The organism is Devosia limi DSM 17137 (assembly GCF_900128975.1).
Taxonomy (GTDB): domain Bacteria; phylum Pseudomonadota; class Alphaproteobacteria; order Rhizobiales; family Devosiaceae; genus Devosia; species Devosia limi.
The window spans coordinates 133,693-153,561 of record NZ_FQVC01000003.1 but is presented as its reverse complement, the minus strand read 5'-3'; the positions used below and the strand labels follow the sequence as shown (position 1 = coordinate 153,561).

Below are 19,869 nucleotides of genomic sequence, written 5' to 3'. Positions count from 1 at the left end.
GGGGAGGAACTACCCATGACACTGAAGGCTATTACCCGCTCGGTCGCAATTGCGGCCCTGCTTGGCGCTACGGCGCTGACCATGCCGGCCATTGCGCAGGCGCAGTCGACCATCACTGGCGGTTTCGACGTCGGTCCCGGTGGTTTCCAGGGCAATTTCAATCCGCTGGCAGCGACCGGCGGCCTGACCTGGCTCAGTGTCTATTTCGAACCCCTGGTCATCTACAATGCGGAATTGACCGCGCTGCAGGGCTCGCTCGCCAGCGAGTGGACTGTCAGCGAGGACCTGCGCGAGATCACCTTCACGCTGGCCGAAGAAACCTGGCATGACGGCGAGGCTTTTACCTCGGCCGACGTCAAGTTCACGCTCGAACTGGCCAAGAATGCAGCGACCGGCAGCGTGTTTTCGGCGCGTCTGAACTCGATCTCCTCGATTGAGGCGCCCGATGACCGCACGGTGGTCCTGAAGCTCTCTGCGCCCGACAGCGGTCTGCTATCGACGCTGTCGCAGGTGATGATCCTGCCCCAGCATGCGCTGGCCGATATTGCGCCGGAAGCCATCGCGACCAGCACCTGGTGGGCAACCAGCCCCATCGGTACCGGTCCGTTCAAGTTCACCCAGTATGTGACCGACCAGTATGTCGAACTGGCCGCCGACGAAGACTACCGCCTCGGCCGTCCGGTCACCGACCGCGTCATCAACCGCTATTTCGACAATTCGGCTGCGGCCGTCTCGGCGCTGCGCGCCGGCGAAATCGACTTCACCTATGTGGAGTCCGATGACGCCAAGACCTTTGACGGCAGTGCCGATTTCCGGGTGATCGAGGGCGCGTCCTTCGTCGTCAACTATGTCGGCTTCAACCACATGGTCGACCTCTGGGATGATGTGCGGGTCCGTCAGGCCTTCATGTATGCCATCGATCGCGATGCAATCATCGAGAGCCTCTATGGTGGCGCGGCGACGGCTGCCAATTGCGGCTATATCGCGCCGCAGCTGGTGCCATCCGATATCGAGCCTTATGCCTATGATCCGGAAAAGGCCCGCGCGCTGCTGGCCGAAGCCGGCTGGGCTGAGATCAACGGCGACAAGCCGATCACCTGGCTGACCTATTACAACACGCCACTGGCGGCCAATGTTATGGCTGCGGCCCAGGCGATGCTGGCGCAGGTCGGCATCAATGTGGTGCCGCGCGTGGTCGATACCCCGACCTATAACGGCATCGTCTACAAGGAAGGCAATCCGGACTGGAACGCGTTCCCGCTGGTCTATGCGGGCCTGCAGAATGGTCCGAACCCGGCCGGCATCAATGTGGGTCTCAACGAGTCCCAGCTACCGCCGAACGGCGCCAATATCATGCGCGTGCAGAGCCGGCCGCTCAGTGCGGCGTTTGACGCGGCGCTTGGCGAAACCGATGCGGCCCAGGCCGATGCGCGCTGGCAGAATGTGTGTCGCGTGATGAATGAAGAACTGCCATGGGCAACCATGTGGGTGGCGAACCGCTATGGCGTTGCCTCCAATGATCTGGTGGACTTCGTCTGGACCCCGGCTCCAGCTGGCGGCCCCTTCGCTTCGCACCCGGAAAAGTGGGCCAAGTCGGAATAGGCCCAATCGCCTGAACTTCGCGCTTCTGGGGCGGCGCACCGTGCCGCCCCGTTCTCCCAACACGCTTCGGTGATGCCATGACGACTTTCATTACCCGACGTTTGGCTATCGGCCTCGTGATGCTGCTTGCCTTGAGCGTGCTGGTGTTCATCCTCTTGCGGCTGGCACCAGGCGATCCGATCGATGCCTATGTCAATCCGACCTCGCCACTATCGCCCGAGGCGATGCAGGCGCTGCGCGAACGGCTTGGCCTCGATGCGCCGCTGCCGGTGCAGTATTTTGGCTGGTTGCGAACCGCCATTACCGGTGATCTCGGTTACTCGATCCAGCGGGTCGGCGTGCCGGTGCTGCCATTGGTGATGGAGCGCATCGGACCAACCCTGCTGCTGATGGCGGCGGGCCTGATCATCGCCATCGTCGTTGGTGTTGCCGGCGGCATCATCAGCGCCGTGCGGCGCAATTCGCCGACCGATATCGGTTTTTCGGTCGTCGCCTTTATCGGTATCTCCAGCCCGGCATTTCTGACGGCCCTGCTTGGTCTCTATTTCTTCTCGGTGCAACTGCGCTGGGCGCCATCGGGCGGCATGCTGACGCCGGGCATGGGCTTCTCGATGTCTGATCTGCTGGCCCATCTGATCCTGCCGGCCTGCCTGCTGTCCATCGGTCATGCGGCACTGATCATGCGCTATATGCGCGCCTCGCTGCTGGAGGTGCTCAATCAGGATTACGTGCGGACCGCGCGGGCCAAGGGCGTTCGGGAGTTCTTCGTCATCGTCAAGCATGCGGTGCGCAATGCGCTGCTGCCGGTGATCACGCTGATCGGCTCGACCATCGGCATCGCCGTGGGCGGCGCCATCTTTATCGAGAGCGTCTTCAACTGGCCGGGCATGGGCCTGCTGCTGGTCAACGCGGTGGAGACCCGCGACTACCCCGTCATCATGGGCGCAACGCTGGTGATCGGCGCCTGCGTCATCGTGGTCAACCTGTTGACCGATATCACATACGCCGCGGTCGATCCGCGCATCCAGGTGGCCTGAGATGAGCGCAGCAACACGTGTCGCAACACCCCGCAAGACCAGCAAGGGTCCCTGGCTGCGCGCCTGGGAGCGGTTCCGCAGCAATGGCGCGGCGCTCGCCGGTCTGGCAATCCTCGTGCCGATCCTGATCGCGGTGAGCAGCTATCCGCTATGGTGGCCCTATGCGCCCAACGATATCGATCTGCGCGCCCTCAACCAGGCGCCGGGCGCCGTCCATTGGTTCGGCACGGATGGCGTCGGCCGCGATATCCTGGCGCGTCTGCTGCAGGGTGGCCGCATTTCGCTGACCGTGGCGATCGTCTCTGTGGCGATTTCCATCGTCATCGGGTTTCTGGTGGGGGCCATTGCCAGCTTTGGCGGCAAGGTCGTCGATAATGGCGTGATGCGCCTTGTCGATCTGGCGATGACGCTGCCGCCGGTGATTTTCCTGCTGGTGCTTGCCTCTATTGCCGGTACCGGGGTGATGCCCACCATCGTGGTCATTTCGCTGCTGTCCTGGCCGGTGCTGTCGCGCATGGTGCGCGCCCGGCTGATGGAATTGCGTGAGCGCGATTTCGTGGTGGCGGCCCGCGGTATGGGCGCTTCGATGCCGCACCTGCTGTTCCGCCATGGCCTGCCCAATTGCATCGACATCCTGGTCGTCTACGCGACGCTCCAGATCGCCAATGCGATCCTGCTCGAAGCCGGGCTCTCGTTCCTCGGGCTGGGCATTGCCCCGCCGGAAGCGAGCTGGGGCAACATGCTCAACGCCGCCCGCTCCACCATCGTGCTCGAACAATATGTCTGGCAGTGGATGTTCCCCGGTGGAGCCCTGGTGCTGACGGTGCTGGCAATCAATTTCCTGGGTGATGGGCTGCGCGATGCCTTTGACCCACGATCCGACCTCAACTGATTAGAAACCAACAGGCGAAAACTATGACTACCTTTAAAGGCGTCGTTCCTCCCGTCGTCACTCCGCTGACCGAAAACTACGAAGTCGATTATGCCTCGCTGACCCGCGTGGTCGAGAACCTGGTCGATGGCGGTGTGCATGGCCTGTTCGTGCTCGGCTCGAGCGGCGAAGTGGTGTTCCATGATGACGCGACCCGTCGCAAGATCATCGAACACACGATCAAGATCGCCAATGGCCGCGTGCCCGTGCTGGCCGGCACCATCGATCCGACCACCGACCGGGTGATTGCCCATTCCAAGGCGGCGGCCGAGCTGGGTGTCGATGCCGTGGTGGTGACTGCGCCCTTCTATGCGCGCACCAGCCAGGGCGAGGTGATCGACCACTTCCGCTATGTGCGTGAAGCCATCGACGTGCCGGTAATTGCCTATGACATTCCGGTCTGCGTCAACATCAAGCTGGATCGCAAGACCACGGTGACCCTGGCGCGCGAAGGCACAATTGCCGGGCTCAAGGATTCCAGCGGCGATGACGGCAATTTCCGTTTCTGCCTGCAGGACCTGGCCGATCTGCCCGATTTCTTCCTGATGACCGGCTCGGAAATCGTCGTCGACACCGCCTTGCAGATGGGCGCCCATGGCGTCGTGCCCGGCCTCGCCAATGTCGATCCGCATGGCTATGTGCGGCTGTGGAACCATGCGCAGGCCGGTGACTGGGTTGCGGCCCGTGCCGAGCAGGAGCGTCTCTGCAAGCTGTTCGAAATGGTCTGGGTGGCGCTGCCGCGCGTCAGCCCCGGTTCGGCCGGTGTCGGCTCGTTCAAGACCGCGATGCAGCAGCTTGGCATTATCGAGACCAATATCATGGCCCGGCCACAGCGTCGGCTGGATGCTGGCGAAACGGCCAAGATTGTCGAATTGGTCCGCGCTGCCGGCCTGATGGGGTAATGCAATGATGCCCGAACCCATTCTCGATATCCAGGATCTGCGCACGGTGTTCCGCATCGGCGGCCGCGACATTGCGGCCGTGTCGGATCTGGAACTGTCCATCGCACCCGGCGAAACCGTGGCGCTGGTAGGCGAGTCGGGTTCGGGCAAGTCGGTTACCAGCCTCTCGGTCATGGGGCTGTTGCCCAAGAAGGTGGGCCGGATTGCCAGCGGAACCATCCGGTTCCGGGGTAAGTCCGGCGTCACCAATGACCTCGCGCAGATGGATGGTGAAAGCCTGCGCCGTATCCGTGGCAATGATATTGGCATGGTCTTCCAGGAGCCGATGACCAGCCTCAATCCGGTTTATACCGTGGGTGAGCAGATCGCCGAGCCGATCCGCATCCATCTCGGCCGCTCGCACAAGCAGGCGGCCGAAGATGCGGTCAAGCTGCTGGCCGATGTCGGCATTCCCGATCCGGCGCGCCGGGCCAGGCAATATCCGCATGAGCTTTCGGGCGGCATGCGCCAGCGCGCCACTATTGCCATGGCCCTGGCTTGCGATCCGGCATTGCTGATCGCCGACGAGCCGACGACGGCGCTGGATGTGACCATCCAGGCGCAAATCCTCGAACTCCTCGCCAAGGTTCAGGCCGAGCGTGGCATGGCGATGCTGTTCGTGACGCACAATCTGGGCGTGGTGGCCGAGATCGCTGACCGCGTTGCGGTGATGTATGCCGGACGGATTGTCGAGACCGGGCCGGTTGACCAGGTGTTCGCCCATCCGCGCCACCCCTATACCAAGGGGCTGTTGCGTTCGGTTCCGCGGCTGGGCGAAGCGACGGCGCTGAAGCGGGCCGGAACGCCGCTGCCGACCATTGCCGGCTCGGTGCCGAGCCTGGCCAACCTGCCGCAGGGGTGTTCGTTCGCACCGCGCTGCCCCTATGCAATTGACGCCTGCGCTGTTGCGGTGCCGGCCTTGGTCGATGCCGGTGAGGGGCAATTGAGCCGCTGTATTCGCTGGCAGGAGCTTTGAGATGACTGAACAACCCTTCCTGTCCGTCACCGGGCTAACCAAGCATTTCAAGCCTGCCGCGTTTTCGCGCGGTCCGGTGGTGCGGGCGATTGAAGACGTGTCGTTCGAGGTGCCCCGCGGCAAGGTGGTGGGGCTCGTCGGCGAGTCGGGCAGTGGGAAGACCACGATTGGCCGCTCGGTACTGCGGCTGGTCGAGCCGACGGCCGGCACGGTGCTGGTCGATGGCGTTGACATGACCAAGTTGTCGGCGCGTGAACTGCGCCAGCAGCGCTCGCGCATGCAGTATATTTTCCAGGATCCGTTTGCGAGCCTGTCGCCGCGCATGACCATCGGGCAGATCCTGATGGAAGGCCTGGAGATCCAGGGGGTCGAGCCGCGCGAGACGCGGGTGGCCCGGGCCAAGGCGGCGCTGGCGGCAGTGGAACTGCCCGCCGACGCGTTTGATCGCTATGCCCACGAGTTTTCCGGTGGCCAACGTCAGCGCATCGGCATTGCCCGGGCGCTGGCGCTGGAGCCGGAGCTGATCGTCGCTGACGAGCCGGTATCGGCGCTCGACGTTTCGATCCAGGCACAGATCATCAATCTGCTGCGCGATCTGCAATTGCGGCTTGGGCTGACCATGCTGTTCATCTCGCATGACCTGGCGGTGGTCGAGTATATCTGTGACACGGTGATCGTGCTCTATCTCGGGCGGATCATGGAAATCGCGCCGGCGGAGACGCTCTATGCCAATCCGCGCCATCCCTATACGCGGGCGCTGCTCTCGGCCATTCCCGAGCCCATCCCCGGCCGGACCAGCCAGCGGCAGGTGCTGGTCGGCGATATTCCGAGCCCGGCCAATCCACCCTCCGGCTGCGTGTTCCGCACGCGCTGTCCGCTCGCCATCGAGGCGTGTGCGGGGGCGGTGCCGGGGCTTGAAACGGTTGGCACCGAGCATCGGAGCGCCTGCATCCGCAATGCGGAGATCGCGGCAGGGGCAATCAGCTAGTCCAGACCGAGCCTTTGGCGCAGATTGGTGCCGACGGATGGAGCGGCAAGGCTACGCTGCTGCAGGATCGGCAGGACGTGGTCGATGAAGCTTTGCAGGTCGGCTGGCATCACCGGCGCCATGACATTGAACCCATCGGCGGCGCCGTGCTCGAACCAATGCTGCATGGTGTCGGCAATGGTTGAGCCGGTCCCCACTGCCAAGAGGTGGCCGCGACCGCTGGCCAGACGCAGCAGCAACTGGCGCAGGGTGAGATTGTCACGGCGGGCGATACCGACCAGGACCGCGACCCGGCTTTGGCTGGACTGACTGGGTACGCCCGCGCCGACTTCGGCGGGGAGCGGTGCGTCGAGTTCTGCGCCGCTCAGGTTGGCGCCGAGAAACTCAGAGAGTTTGGCCAGCACATGTTCGATGACGGCGAAGCTGTTCATCTGCGCGAGGCGAGCTTCCGCTTCGGCCTGACTTGGCGCGGCAATCGGGACTATGCCGGGGAAGATCAGAACCTTGGCGGGATCGCGACCGACGTCTGCTGCGCGCGATTTGATGTCGCGATAGAAGGATTGCGCCTCCGATAAGGTCGATTGGACTGTGAAGACAATATCGGCATAGCGGGCGGCGAAGGCGCGGCCGGCTTCCGAGGCACCGGCTTGCGCCAGGATCGGGCGGCCCTGGGGCGGGCGCGGCACGTTGAGGGGACCGGCAGCGCCGCCATAGGCGCCGCGGTGATTGACGGCGTGGACCTTGGCCGGGTCGAAATAGCAGCCTGAGGCCTTGTCGGGATGGCGGGCATCGGGTTCCCAACTCTGCCAGAGCGCGATGGCGGCATCGACGACATCGGCGGCCCGGCGATAGCGGGCATCGTGCTCGGGCATGGCGTCGAGGCCGAAATTCTGGGCTTCGAGTGCGTTGGAGGAGGTGACGATATTCCAGCCGGCGCGGCCCTTGCTGATATGGTCGAGCGAGGCGAAGCGGCGGGCAAGGTGAAATGGGTGGTCGAAGCTGGTCGAGGCAGTGCCGATCAGGCCGATGCGGCTGGTCACGGCGGCGAGCGCCGACAGGATGACAAAGGGGTCCATCGCGTCGGAGAGGTGACGGTCGGCGCCCTGTTGCAGGGCGAGGACATCGCCGAGGAACAGGGCATCGAATCCGGCGGCCTCGGACCGAAGGGCAATGTCGATCCAGTAGTCGAGACTGGTCGAGGCAAGAGGATCGCTTTCCGGCATGCGCCAGCCGGCCTCGTGGCTGCCGAGGCCAAAGATCACGGCATTGAGGTGCAGCCGGCGCGTGTCGGTCATTGGGCGCCGCCCTGGAAGGCGTTGGTGTAATAGGCGGCGATGTCGGGGCGGGTGGCGACGGGATTACCATTGCCGTCGCGGAGAATTCCGGCGGTGAAGAGGTAATCGGCGATAGCATCCATCTTGGCAGGGTCGATGGTGCCGATGACGCCGTCGGCCGATTGCAGGTAATGGCCATCGATCAGGGCCTGCAGCGAGGCGCGGATCAGGGCGCGATCGGTCAGCACATCGCTATTGGCGGCGATGAGGATATCTGCGGCTTCATCGGGATTGGCCACGGCATAAGCGTAGCCGCGCTTGCTGGCGGCGATGAAGGCGGCGGCGGTTTGCGGGTTGGCATCGAGATATGCCTGGCTGGAGCCAATGAAATTGGTGTGCTGGTCGGGCACGCCGAAATCGGCATAGCGGAAGGCGCGCTGGCCCTTGCCTTCCAGTTCGGCCTTGACCCCCTCCCAAGTGTAGACTTCCAAAGTGAAATCCACGGCGCCATTGGCCAGAGCCTCGTAAGCCGAGGTGCCGAGGGTGACGGTTTCGAAGCTGCCTTCGCCGCCGTCATGGCGAATGATGGTGCCGATCAAGGCGTTCTCCCAGGCGCTGCCAAAGCCGCCATAGGTCAGGCCATCCAGGTCCTTGGGTGACTCGATATCGGCGCGGTCGGCGTTGAAAACCAGCCGACCGGTCTCGGTCTGCATCAGGGCATAAGTGGCGACGAGGTCGGCGCCGGCAGTGCGTTGGGTGAAGAGGCCGAGGGAGCCGAGGATGCCGAAATCGGCGACGTGGTTGGCGACCAGGGTGCCGGCGGAGGTGTCGCTATAGGGCAGGACTTCGACGGCGAGGCCGGCATCGGTGTAGAAGCCCTTGGCCTGGGCGACGTAGAGGCCGATGTGGTTGGTATTGGGTGTCCAATCCAGGGAGATGGTGACGGGCTCGGTCTGGGCGAGGGCCGGACTGACCATCAAGGTGGCGAGGGCGGCGACGAGAAGGTGGCGCATGGTCAGGTCCTTTGGTCGGGATTGAGTAGGGTTTGCAAGAGCTTGGCCTCGATGGCGCTGGCCGCTGGCGAGGCCAGGTCGCGGCGCGGGCGGGGTAGGGGGACGGTAATTTCGGTGAGCACCCGGGCGGGGCGGGCGGTCAGCACATAGATGCGGTCGGAGAGGAAAACCGCCTCGCGAACGTCGTGGGTGATGAGAAGGGCGGTCCAATTGTGGTGTTCCCACATGGATTGCAGCCAGCGCTGCATGCCGGCGCGGGTGAGCGCGTCGAGGGCACCAAAGGGCTCGTCGAGAAGCAGCATGCTGGATTGCTGGCTGATGGTGCGCAGCAGCGCGGCACGCTGGCGCATGCCGCCGGACAGCTGGGCCGGATAGTGCTGCTCGAAGCCATCGAGACCGAATTCGGCGAAGAGCGGCTGGACCCGGGCGCGGGCCTCAGACCGGCTCATTCCCTGGACTTCCAGGCCCAAAGTGGCGTTGTCGATGATGCGGCGCCAGGGCATCAGCGCATCGTGCTGGGGCATGAAGGCGAAGGGGCGCTGACCCCGCAAAGGGGCGCCATCAAAGGCGATCTCGCCACCATCAAGCTGCAAGCTGCTGGTCAGCAGCTTGAAGATGGTGGATTTGCCGGCGCCGGAGGGGCCGAGGATGGAAACGAACTCACCCGGACGGACAGTGAGCGAGATGTCGCCGAGCACGTCGAGCTCGCCGAAGCGCTTGCTGACATGGCGGAGTTCGAGGCGATTGTGGGTCATGGCCTGGCCTTCTCGCCCAGTCGTTCCCAGGGCATGGCGAGGCGCTGGATCAGGATGGTGGTGCCGAACAGGACCAGCGTCAGGGTGGCGCTGACGAGGACGGCGGCGAGCACCAGATCGGGGCGGAAATTGTTCTTGGCATTGAGGATATAGATGCCGAGGCCTTTGGCGGCGCCGGCATATTCGGCAAAGATCGCCCCGACCACGGCATAGGTGATGGAAATGCGCAGCCCGGCGAAGAAATAGGGCAGGGACGAGGGCAGGCGCGCCAAAAGGAAAATGCGGACGCGCGAGGCGCCCATCGAGGCCAGCAGGGCCTCGATATCGTCATCGGTGGCGGCATAGCCCTGCACGAGGGCGACGAGCATGGGGAAGAAGGTGACCAGCGCCACCAGCATGATCTTGGGCGTGAGGCCGAAGCCGAACCAGAGGACGATGAGCGGGGCGATGGCGACCAGCGGCAGGGTCTGGCTGATGATGAAGACCGGGAACAGGGCGCGGCGCAGCGGCTTGAAGAAGTCGATCAGCACCGAGAAGACGAAGGCGGCGATCAGCGAACAGGAAAAGCCCAGGAGCGTGGCGCTGATGGTGGGCAGGGTGTTCTCGAACAGCGCGGCACGATGCTGCAGCGCCTGGGCCAGAACCCGGGAGGGGGCGGGCAGCGTGGTTGGCGAGATGCCGGAGAACTGGGCATAGAGTTCCCAGGCCAGGATCAGCGAGCCGACCGAGAGCAGGGCCGGGCCGATATGGCCGAAGGCGGACGCGAACGCGCGCGGGTGCGATTTGGACATGACAAGACCTTGGGAAGCGAGGGGACGGTGGCGCTAGGTGCGCGGCGTCGGGCTGTTCGCTGAAACCGTCAGGTCGATGGTCACATGCCCCTCGGGCGGGCCGAACTGGCAGAAGGCCGCTTCCAGCGTGGCGAAGACGGCGCCGGCGTCACCGCCGAGCTTGGTGCAGAAATTCTTGGAGCGGTCGAAGACGCCGGACTGCTTGAGGAAGTCGATGCAGCCGTAGATTTCGTCCATGTGATTGCCGGTGCCCATCACATAGAGCGAGAACTGGGCGGCGATCGGGGTCGACAGATCGGGGGCGGCGGCGACAGCGGCCAGCGACGCGGCCTTGCGCTGCTCCAGCGGCTCGCGCGGGCCGGACAATTGGGCGGAGACGCAGATGGCGTCATCGGGTTCGCCGGGGCAGCCCCGCGAGATGGCGGCGGACAGCACGGTATGGGTGCCGGTATTGGCGGCGGCGGCGAAGAGGTCGCGCATGGCCGGGAACAGCACTTCGGGCGGACCGACCAACAGCGTCGAGATATCGTCGGTCTCGATGCGCAGGTGATCGCGATAGGGATCGAGCGCGCCCAATGCGCTCATGATGACGCCGACGAAATCGTCGGTCATGGGATAAAGGGAAATTTGTGCGCCAGAAAACATCGCCCCGCCTCGCTCCGCTGGTATTACCCAGATCAGCTAATAGGGTCTGAAGGCTTGGCGCCCGCGTCTCAGCCCCGGCAATACGGAGCACCCCTGTGGATGGCGGCAATCAATCAGATTGCCCCGGCGAGGGCAAGACCCGTTTGACTGGTATCGACGAAAGGCGGAGCCGGACGGCGCTGGCAGCGGCGATGGCGCGGTCAGGCCGAAACGTAAGTCAGGCGGATCACGTCCTCGTCCATGCGCTCGCTGGCCTGCAGGCGCAGTCTTGGCTGTGGGCCGGCAAAGAGCGGCTCGCCAGCGCCGAGCACGACGGGATGGACATAGAGGCGATATTCATCAATCAGGCCGAGCTCGGTCAGGCTATGGGCGAGCCTGGGGCCGCCGACCTGGATTTCTCCCTGGCGCTCATGCTTGATCTGGCGGATCGTCGCCTCAACGTCAGCGCTGATCATTGTCGCGTTGGGGCCGACGGGTTTTGCGGAATGCGAGACGACCCATTTGTGCTGCTTGCGCCATGCCCTGGCGAAGTCGTGGCGAGGCGCGTCCCATTCGGGCCGATCTTCATCCCAATAGGCCATGAGTTCGTAGAGGCGGGGGCCATAGATGCTGCCGACCTGCTCGCGCGCCTGCTCGATATAGTGCTGGAACAGCGTCGGACTGGGCCCAAACGCGGTGTAGTCGACATAACCATCGAGAGACTGGTTCATTCCGAAGACGAGCTTTGCCATGCCGCAAACTCCCCGCGCTGCCCAGAAGGGTGAACAGAATTTAGCCAGAAGCGGGGCCGGGCACAATTGGGGGCGAGGGCGAGGGAACAAACGAAAACGGCGCGCGAGGGGGTCGCGCGCCGTTGCCGGCTCAGTGATGTGGACGCATCAGTTACCGAGCGGGTGGTGGATGCAGAAGTTCTTGACCTGCTGATAGGCGCCGAGGGCTTCGAGGCCCTTTTCGCGGCCGAAGCCGGAGAGCTTGTAGCCGCCGAAGGGGAATTCGACGTCGAGGCCGACGCCGAAGGAATTGATCCAGACCTGGCCGACGCGCAGCTTTTCGCCGACGCCGAGGGCGGTCGAGATATTGGCGGTGTGGACGCCCGCGACCAGCCCGAAGGGCGAGTCATTGGCGATGGTCACGGCCTCTTCGGCGGTGTCGAACGGAATGATGGTCAGCACCGGCCCGAAGATTTCCTCGCGGGCAATGCGGGTCTGGTTGCCGGCACCGACGACGAGAGCCGGGCGCACGAAGGCGCCATTGGCAAGGGCCGATGATGTCGGCAGCTCGGCACCGAACAGCAGGTCGCCGTCCTGGCGGGCGATGTCGTAATAGCGCTCGACATCTTCCTTGTGGCCGCGGCTGATCAGCGGGCCCATATCGGGATCATCGAGGCCGGCGCCCAGCGTCATGGTCTGGAGACGCTCGTGCAGGCGCGAGACGACTTCGTCATGCACCGAGCGCTGGACCAGCAGGCGCGTGCCGGCATTGCAGACCTGGCCGCAATGGGTGGTGAAGCCACCGGCGACCATGGGCAGGGCCTTGTCGAGATCGGCATCGGCGAACAGGATCTGCGGGGACTTGCCGCCCAGCTCCATCGAGCAGGGAATGGCATGGGAGGCGGCGGCGACGAGCACGCGCTCGCCGGTCGGCACCGAGCCGGTGAAGGTGATCTGATCGACGCCGCGGTGACGGGCGAGCAGATCGCCAACCAACGAACCACGGCCATTGATCAGGTTGACCTGGCCTTCGGGCAGGCCGGCTTCCTGGCAGATCTTGAGGAATTCATAGGCGGTGACCGGGGTGTCCGTCGCCGGCTTGATGATGATCGAGCAGCCAGCGGCGAGCGCGGGGGCAACGCCACGGGCGATCAGCTGGAACGGATAGTTCCAGGGAATGATGTGGAGGCTGACGCCAATCGGGTCCTTGACGGTCCAGTCGGACCAATCGGGGCCGAGCGGGATCGAGCTGCCATGCAGCTTGTCGGCGGCGCCGCCATAATATTCGAAGAAGCGGGCGGCGCAGTCGACTTCCCAATAGGCGTCACGCAGCGGCTTGCCGCTATCGATGCTTTCCTTGCGGGCGATGATATCGCGGCGCTCCAGGATCAATTCACCGATGCGGCGCAGGATGCGGCCACGCTCGAAGGGGCGCATGCGGGTCCAGTGACCATGGTCGAAGGCATTGCGGGCGGCTTCCACCGCCAGATTGACCTCGCGTTCACCGGCGCGGGCGAACTGGGCGATTACCGCCCCGGTTGCCGGATCGCGGGTCTCGCCGACGCCGTCGGAGCCCTCGTTCAGCGTCGTCTTACCCAGCACGAGGGGGATCATCTCAATGGCCACAGGTCCACTCCCTTAATCTGTCCAATTGTCGGAGACGGCGGCATGGGGCCGCTGCTCAATTCCAATGCGAAGTTTGTATACAACCAAATTGGTATTGTCGACATCATTTGACAACGTGTGTTCGCTGGTGCTAGCTCTGGATTAACGAAGAGGGAGGTCCGGAATGGATTTGGGACTGGGCGGTAAGCGGGCGCTGATCACCGCGGCATCGCGTGGATTGGGTCGGGCATCGGCGCTGGCACTGGCGGCCGAGGGTGCGCGAATTGCCGTTGCTGGCCGCAATGTGGCGGGCATGGATGAGCTGCTCGATGAATTGCGCGCCGCTGGCGCCGCCGAAGCGGTGGCGGTCGAGATCGATCTGTCGCGCCGCGAGACCCTGGTATCGGGCGTCGAAGCTGCGGTGGCCAAGCTGGGCGGCCTCGACATTTTCGTGGCCAATACCGGTGGACCCGAAGCGGGCCCGTTTCTGAGCATCAAGCGCGAGGGTTGGGAAGCCGCTCTCAATGAGAGCCTGTTGCCGCTGGTCGATCTCTGCCATGCGGTGCTGCCCGAAATGCAGAAGAACCAGTGGGGCCGGATCATTTTCGTGACCACGGTCGGCGTCAAAGTGGTGCAGCCCAATATGGTGCTGTCTGACTCGGTGCGCCTTGCCGTGGTCGGGCTGGCCAAGTCGCTGTCGATCGAATTTGCCCATGAAGGCATCATGGTCAACTGCCTCTGCCCTGGCCCGTTTGCGACCGACCGCATGGAATATCTGGTGCAGTCGAGCATGGACCGCGACGGCTTGAGCCGCGCCGAGGCCGAAAAGCTGTGGCTGGCCGAAGTGCCGACCGGCAAATTCGGCGACCCCCGGGATTTCGGCGCCATTGTCGCCACCCTCGCCTCGGAACGCGCCGGTTTCATCACCGGCACCGCGATCGCCCTCGATGGCGGCAAGTCGCGCGCCTACTAACATTCGCAGGAACGGTAAGTATCAAATGCAACAGCAGTTCGATGGCGGCGCAGCGATCGTCAAATGGTTCAAGGCCGCTGGCGTCACCGATATCTTTTCGGTGTCGGGTGGTCCGATCAACGCAATCTACCGGGCATGCGCCCAGCAGGGCGTGCAACTGGTTCATGCCCGCCATGAAGCGGCAGCCTGCTACATGGCGGAAGCCGGCGCGCGGGTGACCGGCCAGGCCGGCGTGGCCGTGGTGACCCTGGGGCCCGGCGTGACCAATGCGGTGACCCCGGCGCTGGTATCGAGTCTGGCCGGTACGCCGCTTTTGATCGTTGGCGCCCAGTCCTCGACCAGCTCGGCCGAACGTGGCGCGGGCATGTCGTTTGAAGTGCTGCCCACCATGCGCTCGGTGACCAAGTGGTCGGCGCGCTGCACCGATCCCAACCGGCTGGCCGAATATCTCGATATCGCCTGGCGCAAGATGTGGGCGGGGCGGCCGGGTCCGGTGTTCCTGGAAGTGCCGACCGATATCCTTTCGGCAGCCGTGACCGTCGATCCCGCCACCATCGCTGCATCGGCGCCGGTCATGCCGGGCAAGGCCGGGCTGCGGGCCGACGACAAGGCGGCGTTCGAAGCGCTGCTGGCGGGCGCCAAGCGGCCATTCCTGGTGCTGGGCGACGAGACCTTCTTTGACCAGAGCGCCAAGCTGCAGGGTGCCGTCGAACGCCATGGGCTGCCGTTTACGACGCTGCGCCTGGCGCGCGGCATCATCGACGAGCATCACGAATTGTGGGCCGGCCCCGGCTATGCCCCCTGCAATGGCGCACTGCGCCGTGGGCTCGAGGAAGCCGATCTGGTGATCCTTCTAGGCCACCATTTCGAGTTCGATCTGGAATTTGGCGACAATGTCGGCAAGGGCACCAAGATCGTGCAGGTCGCATCCGATGCCGAATTGCTGCACCGCAACAAGCGGGCCGATCTGGCCATCCAGTCGTCGCCGTCATCGGTGGTCGATGCGCTGGCAGAAGCGGCGATTGGCAGCTTTGACCGCGCCTGGATCGAGGGTCTCCTCGCCGAATGGCGCGCCGAGCGCGAAGGCCAGAGCGGGGAAGGCGACAATACCGGGATGCACCCGATCTCGGCAATCGACGCGGTGTGCGCCGCCATGCCCGAGAATACCATCTATGTGTCCTCGCATGGCAATGTGGATTTCTGGGCGGATGGGCGGCTGCGGATCGCAGCGCCGGGGCGCTATCTGCGGGCCGGGCAGTCGGGCACGCTGGGGGCGGAAGTGCCCTATGGCGCCGGGGCCAACTTTGCCGATCATGACGCGCCGGTGGTGGTGTTTGTCGGCGATGGTGGCGTGGGCTTCCATGTGTCCGAACTCGATACCGCCGAGCGCTATGGCCGGGCCTTCATCATCGTCGTGCTCGATGACGAGATGTGGGGCGCCATCGCACTGCCGCAGCAGCAGAGCTTCGGGGAAACCTATGAGATGAACCTGCCGCGCCGCGACTGGACCAAGGTGGCGGTCGGGCTAGGTGGCAATGGCTACTTCGCCGAGACCGAGGCGGCGATTGCCGAGGCGCTGGTCGATGCCGTGGCCAAGGGCAAGCCGGCCATCGTGCAGGTGCCGGTGCGCAGCGTCATCAGCCCCTACATGGCCTACATTTCGTAGTCCGCGCAAAGTCATATTGAGGAGCAGAACATGAAGATCTGGAAGAATGGCGATGCGACCGGGATTACGCCGCCCAATCACTTCGGCGGGCTCAACGTGCTCGATATCGTGCCATTTGCCGGCAGCAATTTCAGCGTGCAGGTTTCCAAGGCCCCCAAGGGCGGTGGCGGCGAACTGCATCACCATGAGAGCTGGTCGCAGGTATTCTATGTGCTCGAGGGCGCGCTGACCTTCGATACGGGCAAGGAGCGCTTCACGCTGACCAAGGGCCAGTCGGTGCTGTTCGAGCCGTTCGATCCGCATTACACGGTCAATGAGCAGGATGAGCACTGCACAAGTCTGGTGATCACGGTAAAGCAGTAGTATCGAGGCTGGTGCGGATAGTATCACACTATCCGTGCCCGCCGCGGAGGCTGGCAGAGTCGGAATGTGGAGAGAAAGATGAGCAATGTGATGGAAGACGAACCCGATCAGCGTTCCTCCTCGGCCAATCTCATCCGCATTCTGGAGGATGACATCCTCAATGGCGCGCTCAAGCCCGGCGACAAGCTGGACGAGCAGGCGCTGGCCAAGCGCTTCGAGGTGTCGCGCACTCCGGTGCGCGAGGCCCTGCACCATCTGGCATCGAGCGGGCTGGTCGAGATCCGGCGCAATCAGGGGGCCGCGGTCAAGACCGTGACCACGGCCGAACTGGTCGAGATGTTCCAGGTGCTGGCCGAGATGGAAGGGCTGGCGGCGCGTCTGTGCACCCGCCGGATGACCGAGGAAGAGGTCAAGGAACTGCGCGTGCTCAATGACGAGTGCCAGGCCCGGGCCAATGCCGGCGATCATCTGGGGTTCTTTGCCGCCAATAATGCCTTCCACGCATTGATCTACAAATGCGCGCAGAACCGCTTCCTAACGCTGGAAAGCAGCAAGCTGCGGCGGCGGGTGGAAGTCTATCGCCGCCACATCACCTTCCAGCCGCGCCGCATGGGGCGGTCGGTCGAAGAGCATTACAAGATCGTCGATGCCATCGAGCAGGGTAGCGAAGAACGCGCGCATATCCTGATGCGCGAGCATGTCGACTTGCTGGCTGGTTCCGCCGCCGACGTGCTGGTGGCGCTCGAAGCCAAGAACCGAGGCTAACCCAGCCTTTGAAGCGTGCCGCTCGCACGAGCGGCACCTACCCAAATGACCTTATTTCGACCTGCCGCTGGCGGGAATGGCGAAGCCTTGTCCGAATGGAGTGGATGATGACCGATACGACTTTGGTGGCCAATAGCTCGGGGAAGCTCAACCGCAAGCTCGACGCTTCCGAGGCCCAGATCGTCGGGGCCAAGGCGCCCGACGCGGTACGCCGGTATCTGGGCGCGTTTCCCACCTATAAGCCGACACCATTGGTGGAGCTGCCGGCTCTGGCCGATACGCTCGGGCTGGGTGCCATCGCGGTCAAGGATGAGGGCCAGCGCTATGGGCTGGTGAGCTTCAAGGCGCTGGGCGGCGCCTATGCGGTGGCGCGGCTGGTGCATCGCCATGTCGAGCGCAAGCTGGGGCGGGCGGTCGATCCGGCGGAATTGCTGGGCGAGGAATGCAAGGCGATTGCGGCCGAGATGACCGTGGCCTGCGCCACCGACGGCAATCATGGCCGCTCGGTCGCAGCGGGCGCGCAGATGTTCGGCTGCCGCTGCGTAATCTTCGTGCATTCGGGCGTCAGCCAGGGCCGGGCCGATGCGATTGCGGCGTTTGGCGCCGAGATCGTGCGGACGCCGGGCAATTACGACCAGTCGGTCGCCGAGGCCACCGAGACTTCGGCGCGCGAGGGTTGGACCACGGTCTCGGACATGTCCTGGGAAGGCTATGAGGAAATCCCGGGCCTCGTCATGCAGGGCTATACGATCATGCTCGACGAGATCATCGAGCAGGCCTCGGGCTCGTTCACCCATGTGTTCGTGCAGGGCGGCGTCGGCGGGCTGGCGGCGGTGGTCGCGGGCTATTTCCATGACCTGCTGGAAAGCGAACGGCCCCAGCTGATCGTGGTGGAGCCGGCGCGGGCCAATTGCCTGCAGCGCAGCGCGATGGCCAATCAGCGCCAGGCGATGGCGCCGGGCGAGGCGACGGTGATGGCGATGCTGGAATGCTACGAGCCGTCGCTGATCGCCTGGAATATCCTGGAAAAGACGGCCGACTTCTTCCTCAGTATTCCTGATGGCGTGGCGATTGCGGCGATCAAGCAGCTGGCGCGGCCGCTGGGCAGCGATCCCATGCTGGAGATCGGGGAGTCCGGTGGCGCTGGGCTGGCGGGGCTGATGGTGGCGCTCGAGGATGCTGGCATAAAGGCGCAGCTGGGGCTGGATGGCAATTCGCGGGTGCTGCTGATCGGCACCGAGGGCGCAACCGATGCGGCGCTCTATCAGCGGCTGATCAATGCGCCGACCAATGAGTGGACGCCCGAGCATCACGAGGCTGCGCAATGACCGATCTGTTTGCCCGCAGCGTTGTCGATCAGGGGGTGCATGAGCGGGCCCGGGCGCATTTCCGCGCCAATGGGGTGCGGTTGCCCAAACTGTCGGAACTGGCAGATCCAGCCCGTATCGACAAGGGTGTGGTGGCGGAGCTGGCTGGGGTCGATCCCGACGCTGCCGATCCGCGCAATCTCTATCGCGTGCATTGGCACAATGATGCGGAGCGGCAGGGACTGGGCGCGGTGCCGCAGCATCTGGTGCTGCCCGAAAGCCTGACCGGGGTCAAAGCCCGCATCATCGTGGCGCTGGGTGACCGCTTCCCGATGATCGGGGCGCATAAGGTGCTGGCGGCCTATGGGTGCCTGGTGCCGCGGCTGGTGACGGGGCAGTTCGACCCGCAGGCGCAGCGCGCGGTATGGCCGTCGACGGGCAATTACTGTCGTGGCGGGGTGGCGATCTCGACCATTCTGGGGTGCCGCAGCGTTGCGGTGCTGCCCGAAGGGATGAGCGCCGAGCGGTTCTCCTGGCTGGAAGCCTGGACCAAGAACCCCAGCGATATCGTGCGCACGCCGGGCAGCGAGAGCAATCTCAAGGAAATCTACGATGCCTGCCATGAGCTGGCCAAGGATCCCCAGAACGTCATCCTCAACCAGTTCAGCGAATTCGGTAATTACGTCACCCATCGGGCGGTGACCGGGCCAGCGCTGGAAGCGGTGTTCCGCGCGGTCAAGGGCGATAGCGCGCTGCGGGCGCGGGCGTTTGTCTGTGCCTCGGGATCGAGCGGCACGCTGGCGGCGGGCGATCACCTGAAGGACGTGCTGGGCGCACAGATTGCGGCGGTCGAGGCGACGGAATGCCCGACATTGCTGCGCAATGGCTATGGCGAGCACAATATCCAGGGCATCGGCGACAAGCATATTCCGCTGATCCACAATGCCTTTAACACCGACTATGTGATCGGGGTTTCCGACCACGCCTCGGACGTTTTGAACGTGTTGTTCAATACCGAAGCCGGGCGCGCTTATCTGGCCGAGCACAAGGGGCTGGATGCCGCGCAGCTGGCGGGGCTGGGCCATCTCGGCCTGTCCTCGATTGCCAATATCGTGGCGGCGATCAAGCTCGCACGCTACCTCGATCTCGGGGCTGACGACGCCATTGTCACCATCGCGACCGATGGGGCGGTGATGTATGGCTCCCAGCTGGACAAGACGCTGGCGCAGCACTTCCCCAAGGGGTTTGGCGCAGTGCAGGCGGCCGAGGCGTTCGGGCAATATCTGGCTGGTATTGCCACCGACGAAATGCAGGAGCTGAGCCGCGTCGACAAGGAACGGATTTTCAACCTGGGCTATTACACCTGGGTCGAACAGCAGGGCGTGTCGCTGGAGGCGTTCGATGCGCGGCGCCAGCAGTCCTTCTGGGATGGCCTGATGGCAATGGTGCCCATCTGGGACGAGTTGATCGATGCCTTCAACGCACCGGCCAGCTAGCGCCCAAAGCAGTTCCGATCTGGCCTGCTCC

The 19,869-nt window shown here is 64.3% G+C and carries 19 protein-coding genes and 1 riboswitch; of the genes, 12 read left to right on the top strand and 7 right to left on the bottom strand.

Going from position 1 to position 19,869, the window contains the following annotated elements; genetic code table 11:
• Window positions 1-15: 15 nt before the first annotated feature.
• The 6 genes from BUA69_RS06175 (at window position 16) to BUA69_RS06150 (ending at window position 6,475) form a co-directional block, all read left to right on the top strand.
• Window positions 16-1,602: an ABC transporter substrate-binding protein gene (locus tag BUA69_RS06175; protein ID WP_046133834.1), complete on the top strand. Its 1,587-nt coding sequence runs from the start codon at window positions 16-18 to the stop codon at window positions 1,600-1,602.
• A 77-nt stretch (window positions 1,603-1,679) separates the two neighbouring features.
• Window positions 1,680-2,639, top strand: a complete 960-nt coding sequence (locus tag BUA69_RS06170; RefSeq protein ID WP_046133835.1) for an ABC transporter permease — start codon at window positions 1,680-1,682, stop codon at window positions 2,637-2,639.
• Between the two features lies 1 nt (window position 2,640).
• A complete protein-coding gene (locus tag BUA69_RS06165) occupies window positions 2,641-3,531 on the top strand; it encodes an ABC transporter permease (RefSeq protein ID WP_046133836.1) in 891 nt (296 codons plus the stop codon).
• A 23-nt stretch (window positions 3,532-3,554) separates the two neighbouring features.
• Entirely contained in the window at window positions 3,555-4,472 is a 918-nt protein-coding gene (locus BUA69_RS06160; protein WP_046133837.1) for a dihydrodipicolinate synthase family protein, read from the top strand.
• Window positions 4,473-4,476: 4 nt separating this feature from the next.
• Complete coding sequence (locus tag BUA69_RS06155; protein ID WP_046133838.1) at window positions 4,477-5,487, top strand: ABC transporter ATP-binding protein; 1,011 nt, start codon at window positions 4,477-4,479, stop codon at window positions 5,485-5,487.
• Between the two features lies 1 nt (window position 5,488).
• Window positions 5,489-6,475 (top strand): ABC transporter ATP-binding protein, encoded by a 987-nt coding sequence (locus BUA69_RS06150; RefSeq protein WP_046133839.1) that lies wholly within the window; start codon window positions 5,489-5,491, stop codon window positions 6,473-6,475.
• Here BUA69_RS06150 and BUA69_RS06145 read toward each other — a convergent pair.
• The 7 genes from BUA69_RS06145 to BUA69_RS06115 all read right to left on the bottom strand — a co-directional run bounded on the left by BUA69_RS06145 (window position 6,472) and on the right by BUA69_RS06115 (window position 13,289).
• Window positions 6,472-7,770 (bottom strand): LLM class flavin-dependent oxidoreductase, encoded by a 1,299-nt coding sequence (locus BUA69_RS06145; RefSeq protein WP_046133840.1) that lies wholly within the window; start codon window positions 7,768-7,770, stop codon window positions 6,472-6,474. The two genes, BUA69_RS06150 and BUA69_RS06145, sit on opposite strands and share 4 nt — an antisense overlap.
• Entirely contained in the window at window positions 7,767-8,762 is a 996-nt protein-coding gene (locus BUA69_RS06140) for an ABC transporter substrate-binding protein (RefSeq protein WP_046133841.1), read from the bottom strand. The genes BUA69_RS06145 and BUA69_RS06140 overlap by 4 nt, the downstream gene beginning before the upstream one ends.
• A gap of 2 nt (window positions 8,763-8,764) precedes the next feature.
• Entirely contained in the window at window positions 8,765-9,517 is a 753-nt protein-coding gene (locus BUA69_RS06135; protein ID WP_072866487.1) for an ABC transporter ATP-binding protein, read from the bottom strand.
• Window positions 9,514-10,308 (bottom strand): ABC transporter permease, encoded by a 795-nt coding sequence (locus BUA69_RS06130; RefSeq protein WP_046133478.1) that lies wholly within the window; start codon window positions 10,306-10,308, stop codon window positions 9,514-9,516. The genes BUA69_RS06135 and BUA69_RS06130 overlap by 4 nt, the downstream gene beginning before the upstream one ends.
• 33 nt (window positions 10,309-10,341) lie before the next feature.
• Entirely contained in the window at window positions 10,342-10,953 is a 612-nt protein-coding gene (locus BUA69_RS06125) for a YkoF family thiamine/hydroxymethylpyrimidine-binding protein (RefSeq protein WP_046133479.1), read from the bottom strand.
• Window positions 10,945-11,058: riboswitch (TPP riboswitch) on the bottom strand. Its footprint overlaps the gene before it by 9 nt.
• A 95-nt stretch (window positions 11,059-11,153) precedes the next feature.
• Complete coding sequence (locus tag BUA69_RS06120; RefSeq protein WP_046133480.1) at window positions 11,154-11,684, bottom strand: dihydrofolate reductase family protein; 531 nt, start codon at window positions 11,682-11,684, stop codon at window positions 11,154-11,156.
• A gap of 147 nt (window positions 11,685-11,831) precedes the next feature.
• A complete protein-coding gene (locus BUA69_RS06115) occupies window positions 11,832-13,289 on the bottom strand; it encodes an aldehyde dehydrogenase family protein (RefSeq protein ID WP_201777423.1) in 1,458 nt (485 codons plus the stop codon).
• Window positions 13,290-13,452: 163 nt separating this feature from the next.
• On the opposite strand from BUA69_RS06115, the gene BUA69_RS06110 reads away from it, so the two are divergent.
• The 6 genes from BUA69_RS06110 (at window position 13,453) to BUA69_RS06085 (ending at window position 19,838) form a co-directional block, all read left to right on the top strand.
• A complete protein-coding gene (locus tag BUA69_RS06110; RefSeq protein WP_046133481.1) occupies window positions 13,453-14,241 on the top strand; it encodes an SDR family oxidoreductase in 789 nt (262 codons plus the stop codon).
• A 25-nt stretch (window positions 14,242-14,266) separates the two neighbouring features.
• A complete protein-coding gene (locus BUA69_RS06105; protein ID WP_046133482.1) occupies window positions 14,267-15,907 on the top strand; it encodes a thiamine pyrophosphate-binding protein in 1,641 nt (546 codons plus the stop codon).
• Between the two features lie 30 nt (window positions 15,908-15,937).
• Entirely contained in the window at window positions 15,938-16,270 is a 333-nt protein-coding gene (locus tag BUA69_RS06100) for a cupin domain-containing protein (protein WP_052950311.1), read from the top strand.
• Between the two features lie 78 nt (window positions 16,271-16,348).
• Window positions 16,349-17,035 carry a GntR family transcriptional regulator gene (locus BUA69_RS06095; RefSeq protein ID WP_052950312.1) on the top strand — a complete coding sequence of 229 codons (687 nt, stop codon included), beginning with the start codon at window positions 16,349-16,351 and terminating at the stop codon, window positions 17,033-17,035.
• A gap of 107 nt (window positions 17,036-17,142) precedes the next feature.
• The gene (locus BUA69_RS06090) at window positions 17,143-18,363 is read left to right on the top strand and encodes a diaminopropionate ammonia-lyase (protein WP_046133518.1); all 1,221 of its coding nucleotides are present in this window, start codon (window positions 17,143-17,145) and stop codon (window positions 18,361-18,363) included.
• Window positions 18,360-19,838, top strand: coding sequence for a pyridoxal-phosphate dependent enzyme (locus BUA69_RS06085; RefSeq protein ID WP_046133483.1), 1,479 nt, complete (start codon window positions 18,360-18,362; stop codon window positions 19,836-19,838). The genes BUA69_RS06090 and BUA69_RS06085 overlap by 4 nt, the downstream gene beginning before the upstream one ends.
• Window positions 19,839-19,869: the final 31 nt, after the last annotated feature.

What these genes read in the sequence shown, in the direction of transcription:
- BUA69_RS06135 (WP_072866487.1), bottom strand. Translation starts at nt 9,517, where the DNA reads ATGACCCACAATCGCCTCGAACTCCGCCATGTCAGCAAGCGCTTCGGC.
- BUA69_RS06145 (WP_046133840.1), bottom strand. Translation starts at nt 7,770, where the DNA reads ATGACCGACACGCGCCGGCTGCACCTCAATGCCGTGATCTTTGGCCTC.
- BUA69_RS06175 (WP_046133834.1), top strand. Translation starts at nt 16, where the DNA reads ATGACACTGAAGGCTATTACCCGCTCGGTCGCAATTGCGGCCCTGCTT.
- BUA69_RS06120 (WP_046133480.1), bottom strand. Translation starts at nt 11,684, where the DNA reads ATGGCAAAGCTCGTCTTCGGAATGAACCAGTCTCTCGATGGTTATGTC.
- BUA69_RS06150 (WP_046133839.1), top strand. Translation starts at nt 5,489, where the DNA reads ATGACTGAACAACCCTTCCTGTCCGTCACCGGGCTAACCAAGCATTTC.
- BUA69_RS06085 (WP_046133483.1), top strand. Translation starts at nt 18,360, where the DNA reads ATGACCGATCTGTTTGCCCGCAGCGTTGTCGATCAGGGGGTGCATGAG.
- BUA69_RS06160 (WP_046133837.1), top strand. Translation starts at nt 3,555, where the DNA reads ATGACTACCTTTAAAGGCGTCGTTCCTCCCGTCGTCACTCCGCTGACC.
- BUA69_RS06095 (WP_052950312.1), top strand. Translation starts at nt 16,349, where the DNA reads ATGAGCAATGTGATGGAAGACGAACCCGATCAGCGTTCCTCCTCGGCC.
- BUA69_RS06105 (WP_046133482.1), top strand. Translation starts at nt 14,267, where the DNA reads ATGCAACAGCAGTTCGATGGCGGCGCAGCGATCGTCAAATGGTTCAAG.
- BUA69_RS06090 (WP_046133518.1), top strand. Translation starts at nt 17,143, where the DNA reads ATGACCGATACGACTTTGGTGGCCAATAGCTCGGGGAAGCTCAACCGC.
- BUA69_RS06170 (WP_046133835.1), top strand. Translation starts at nt 1,680, where the DNA reads ATGACGACTTTCATTACCCGACGTTTGGCTATCGGCCTCGTGATGCTG.
- BUA69_RS06130 (WP_046133478.1), bottom strand. Translation starts at nt 10,308, where the DNA reads ATGTCCAAATCGCACCCGCGCGCGTTCGCGTCCGCCTTCGGCCATATC.
- BUA69_RS06140 (WP_046133841.1), bottom strand. Translation starts at nt 8,762, where the DNA reads ATGCGCCACCTTCTCGTCGCCGCCCTCGCCACCTTGATGGTCAGTCCG.
- BUA69_RS06155 (WP_046133838.1), top strand. Translation starts at nt 4,477, where the DNA reads ATGATGCCCGAACCCATTCTCGATATCCAGGATCTGCGCACGGTGTTC.
- BUA69_RS06100 (WP_052950311.1), top strand. Translation starts at nt 15,938, where the DNA reads ATGAAGATCTGGAAGAATGGCGATGCGACCGGGATTACGCCGCCCAAT.
- BUA69_RS06165 (WP_046133836.1), top strand. Translation starts at nt 2,641, where the DNA reads ATGAGCGCAGCAACACGTGTCGCAACACCCCGCAAGACCAGCAAGGGT.
- BUA69_RS06110 (WP_046133481.1), top strand. Translation starts at nt 13,453, where the DNA reads ATGGATTTGGGACTGGGCGGTAAGCGGGCGCTGATCACCGCGGCATCG.
- BUA69_RS06125 (WP_046133479.1), bottom strand. Translation starts at nt 10,953, where the DNA reads ATGTTTTCTGGCGCACAAATTTCCCTTTATCCCATGACCGACGATTTC.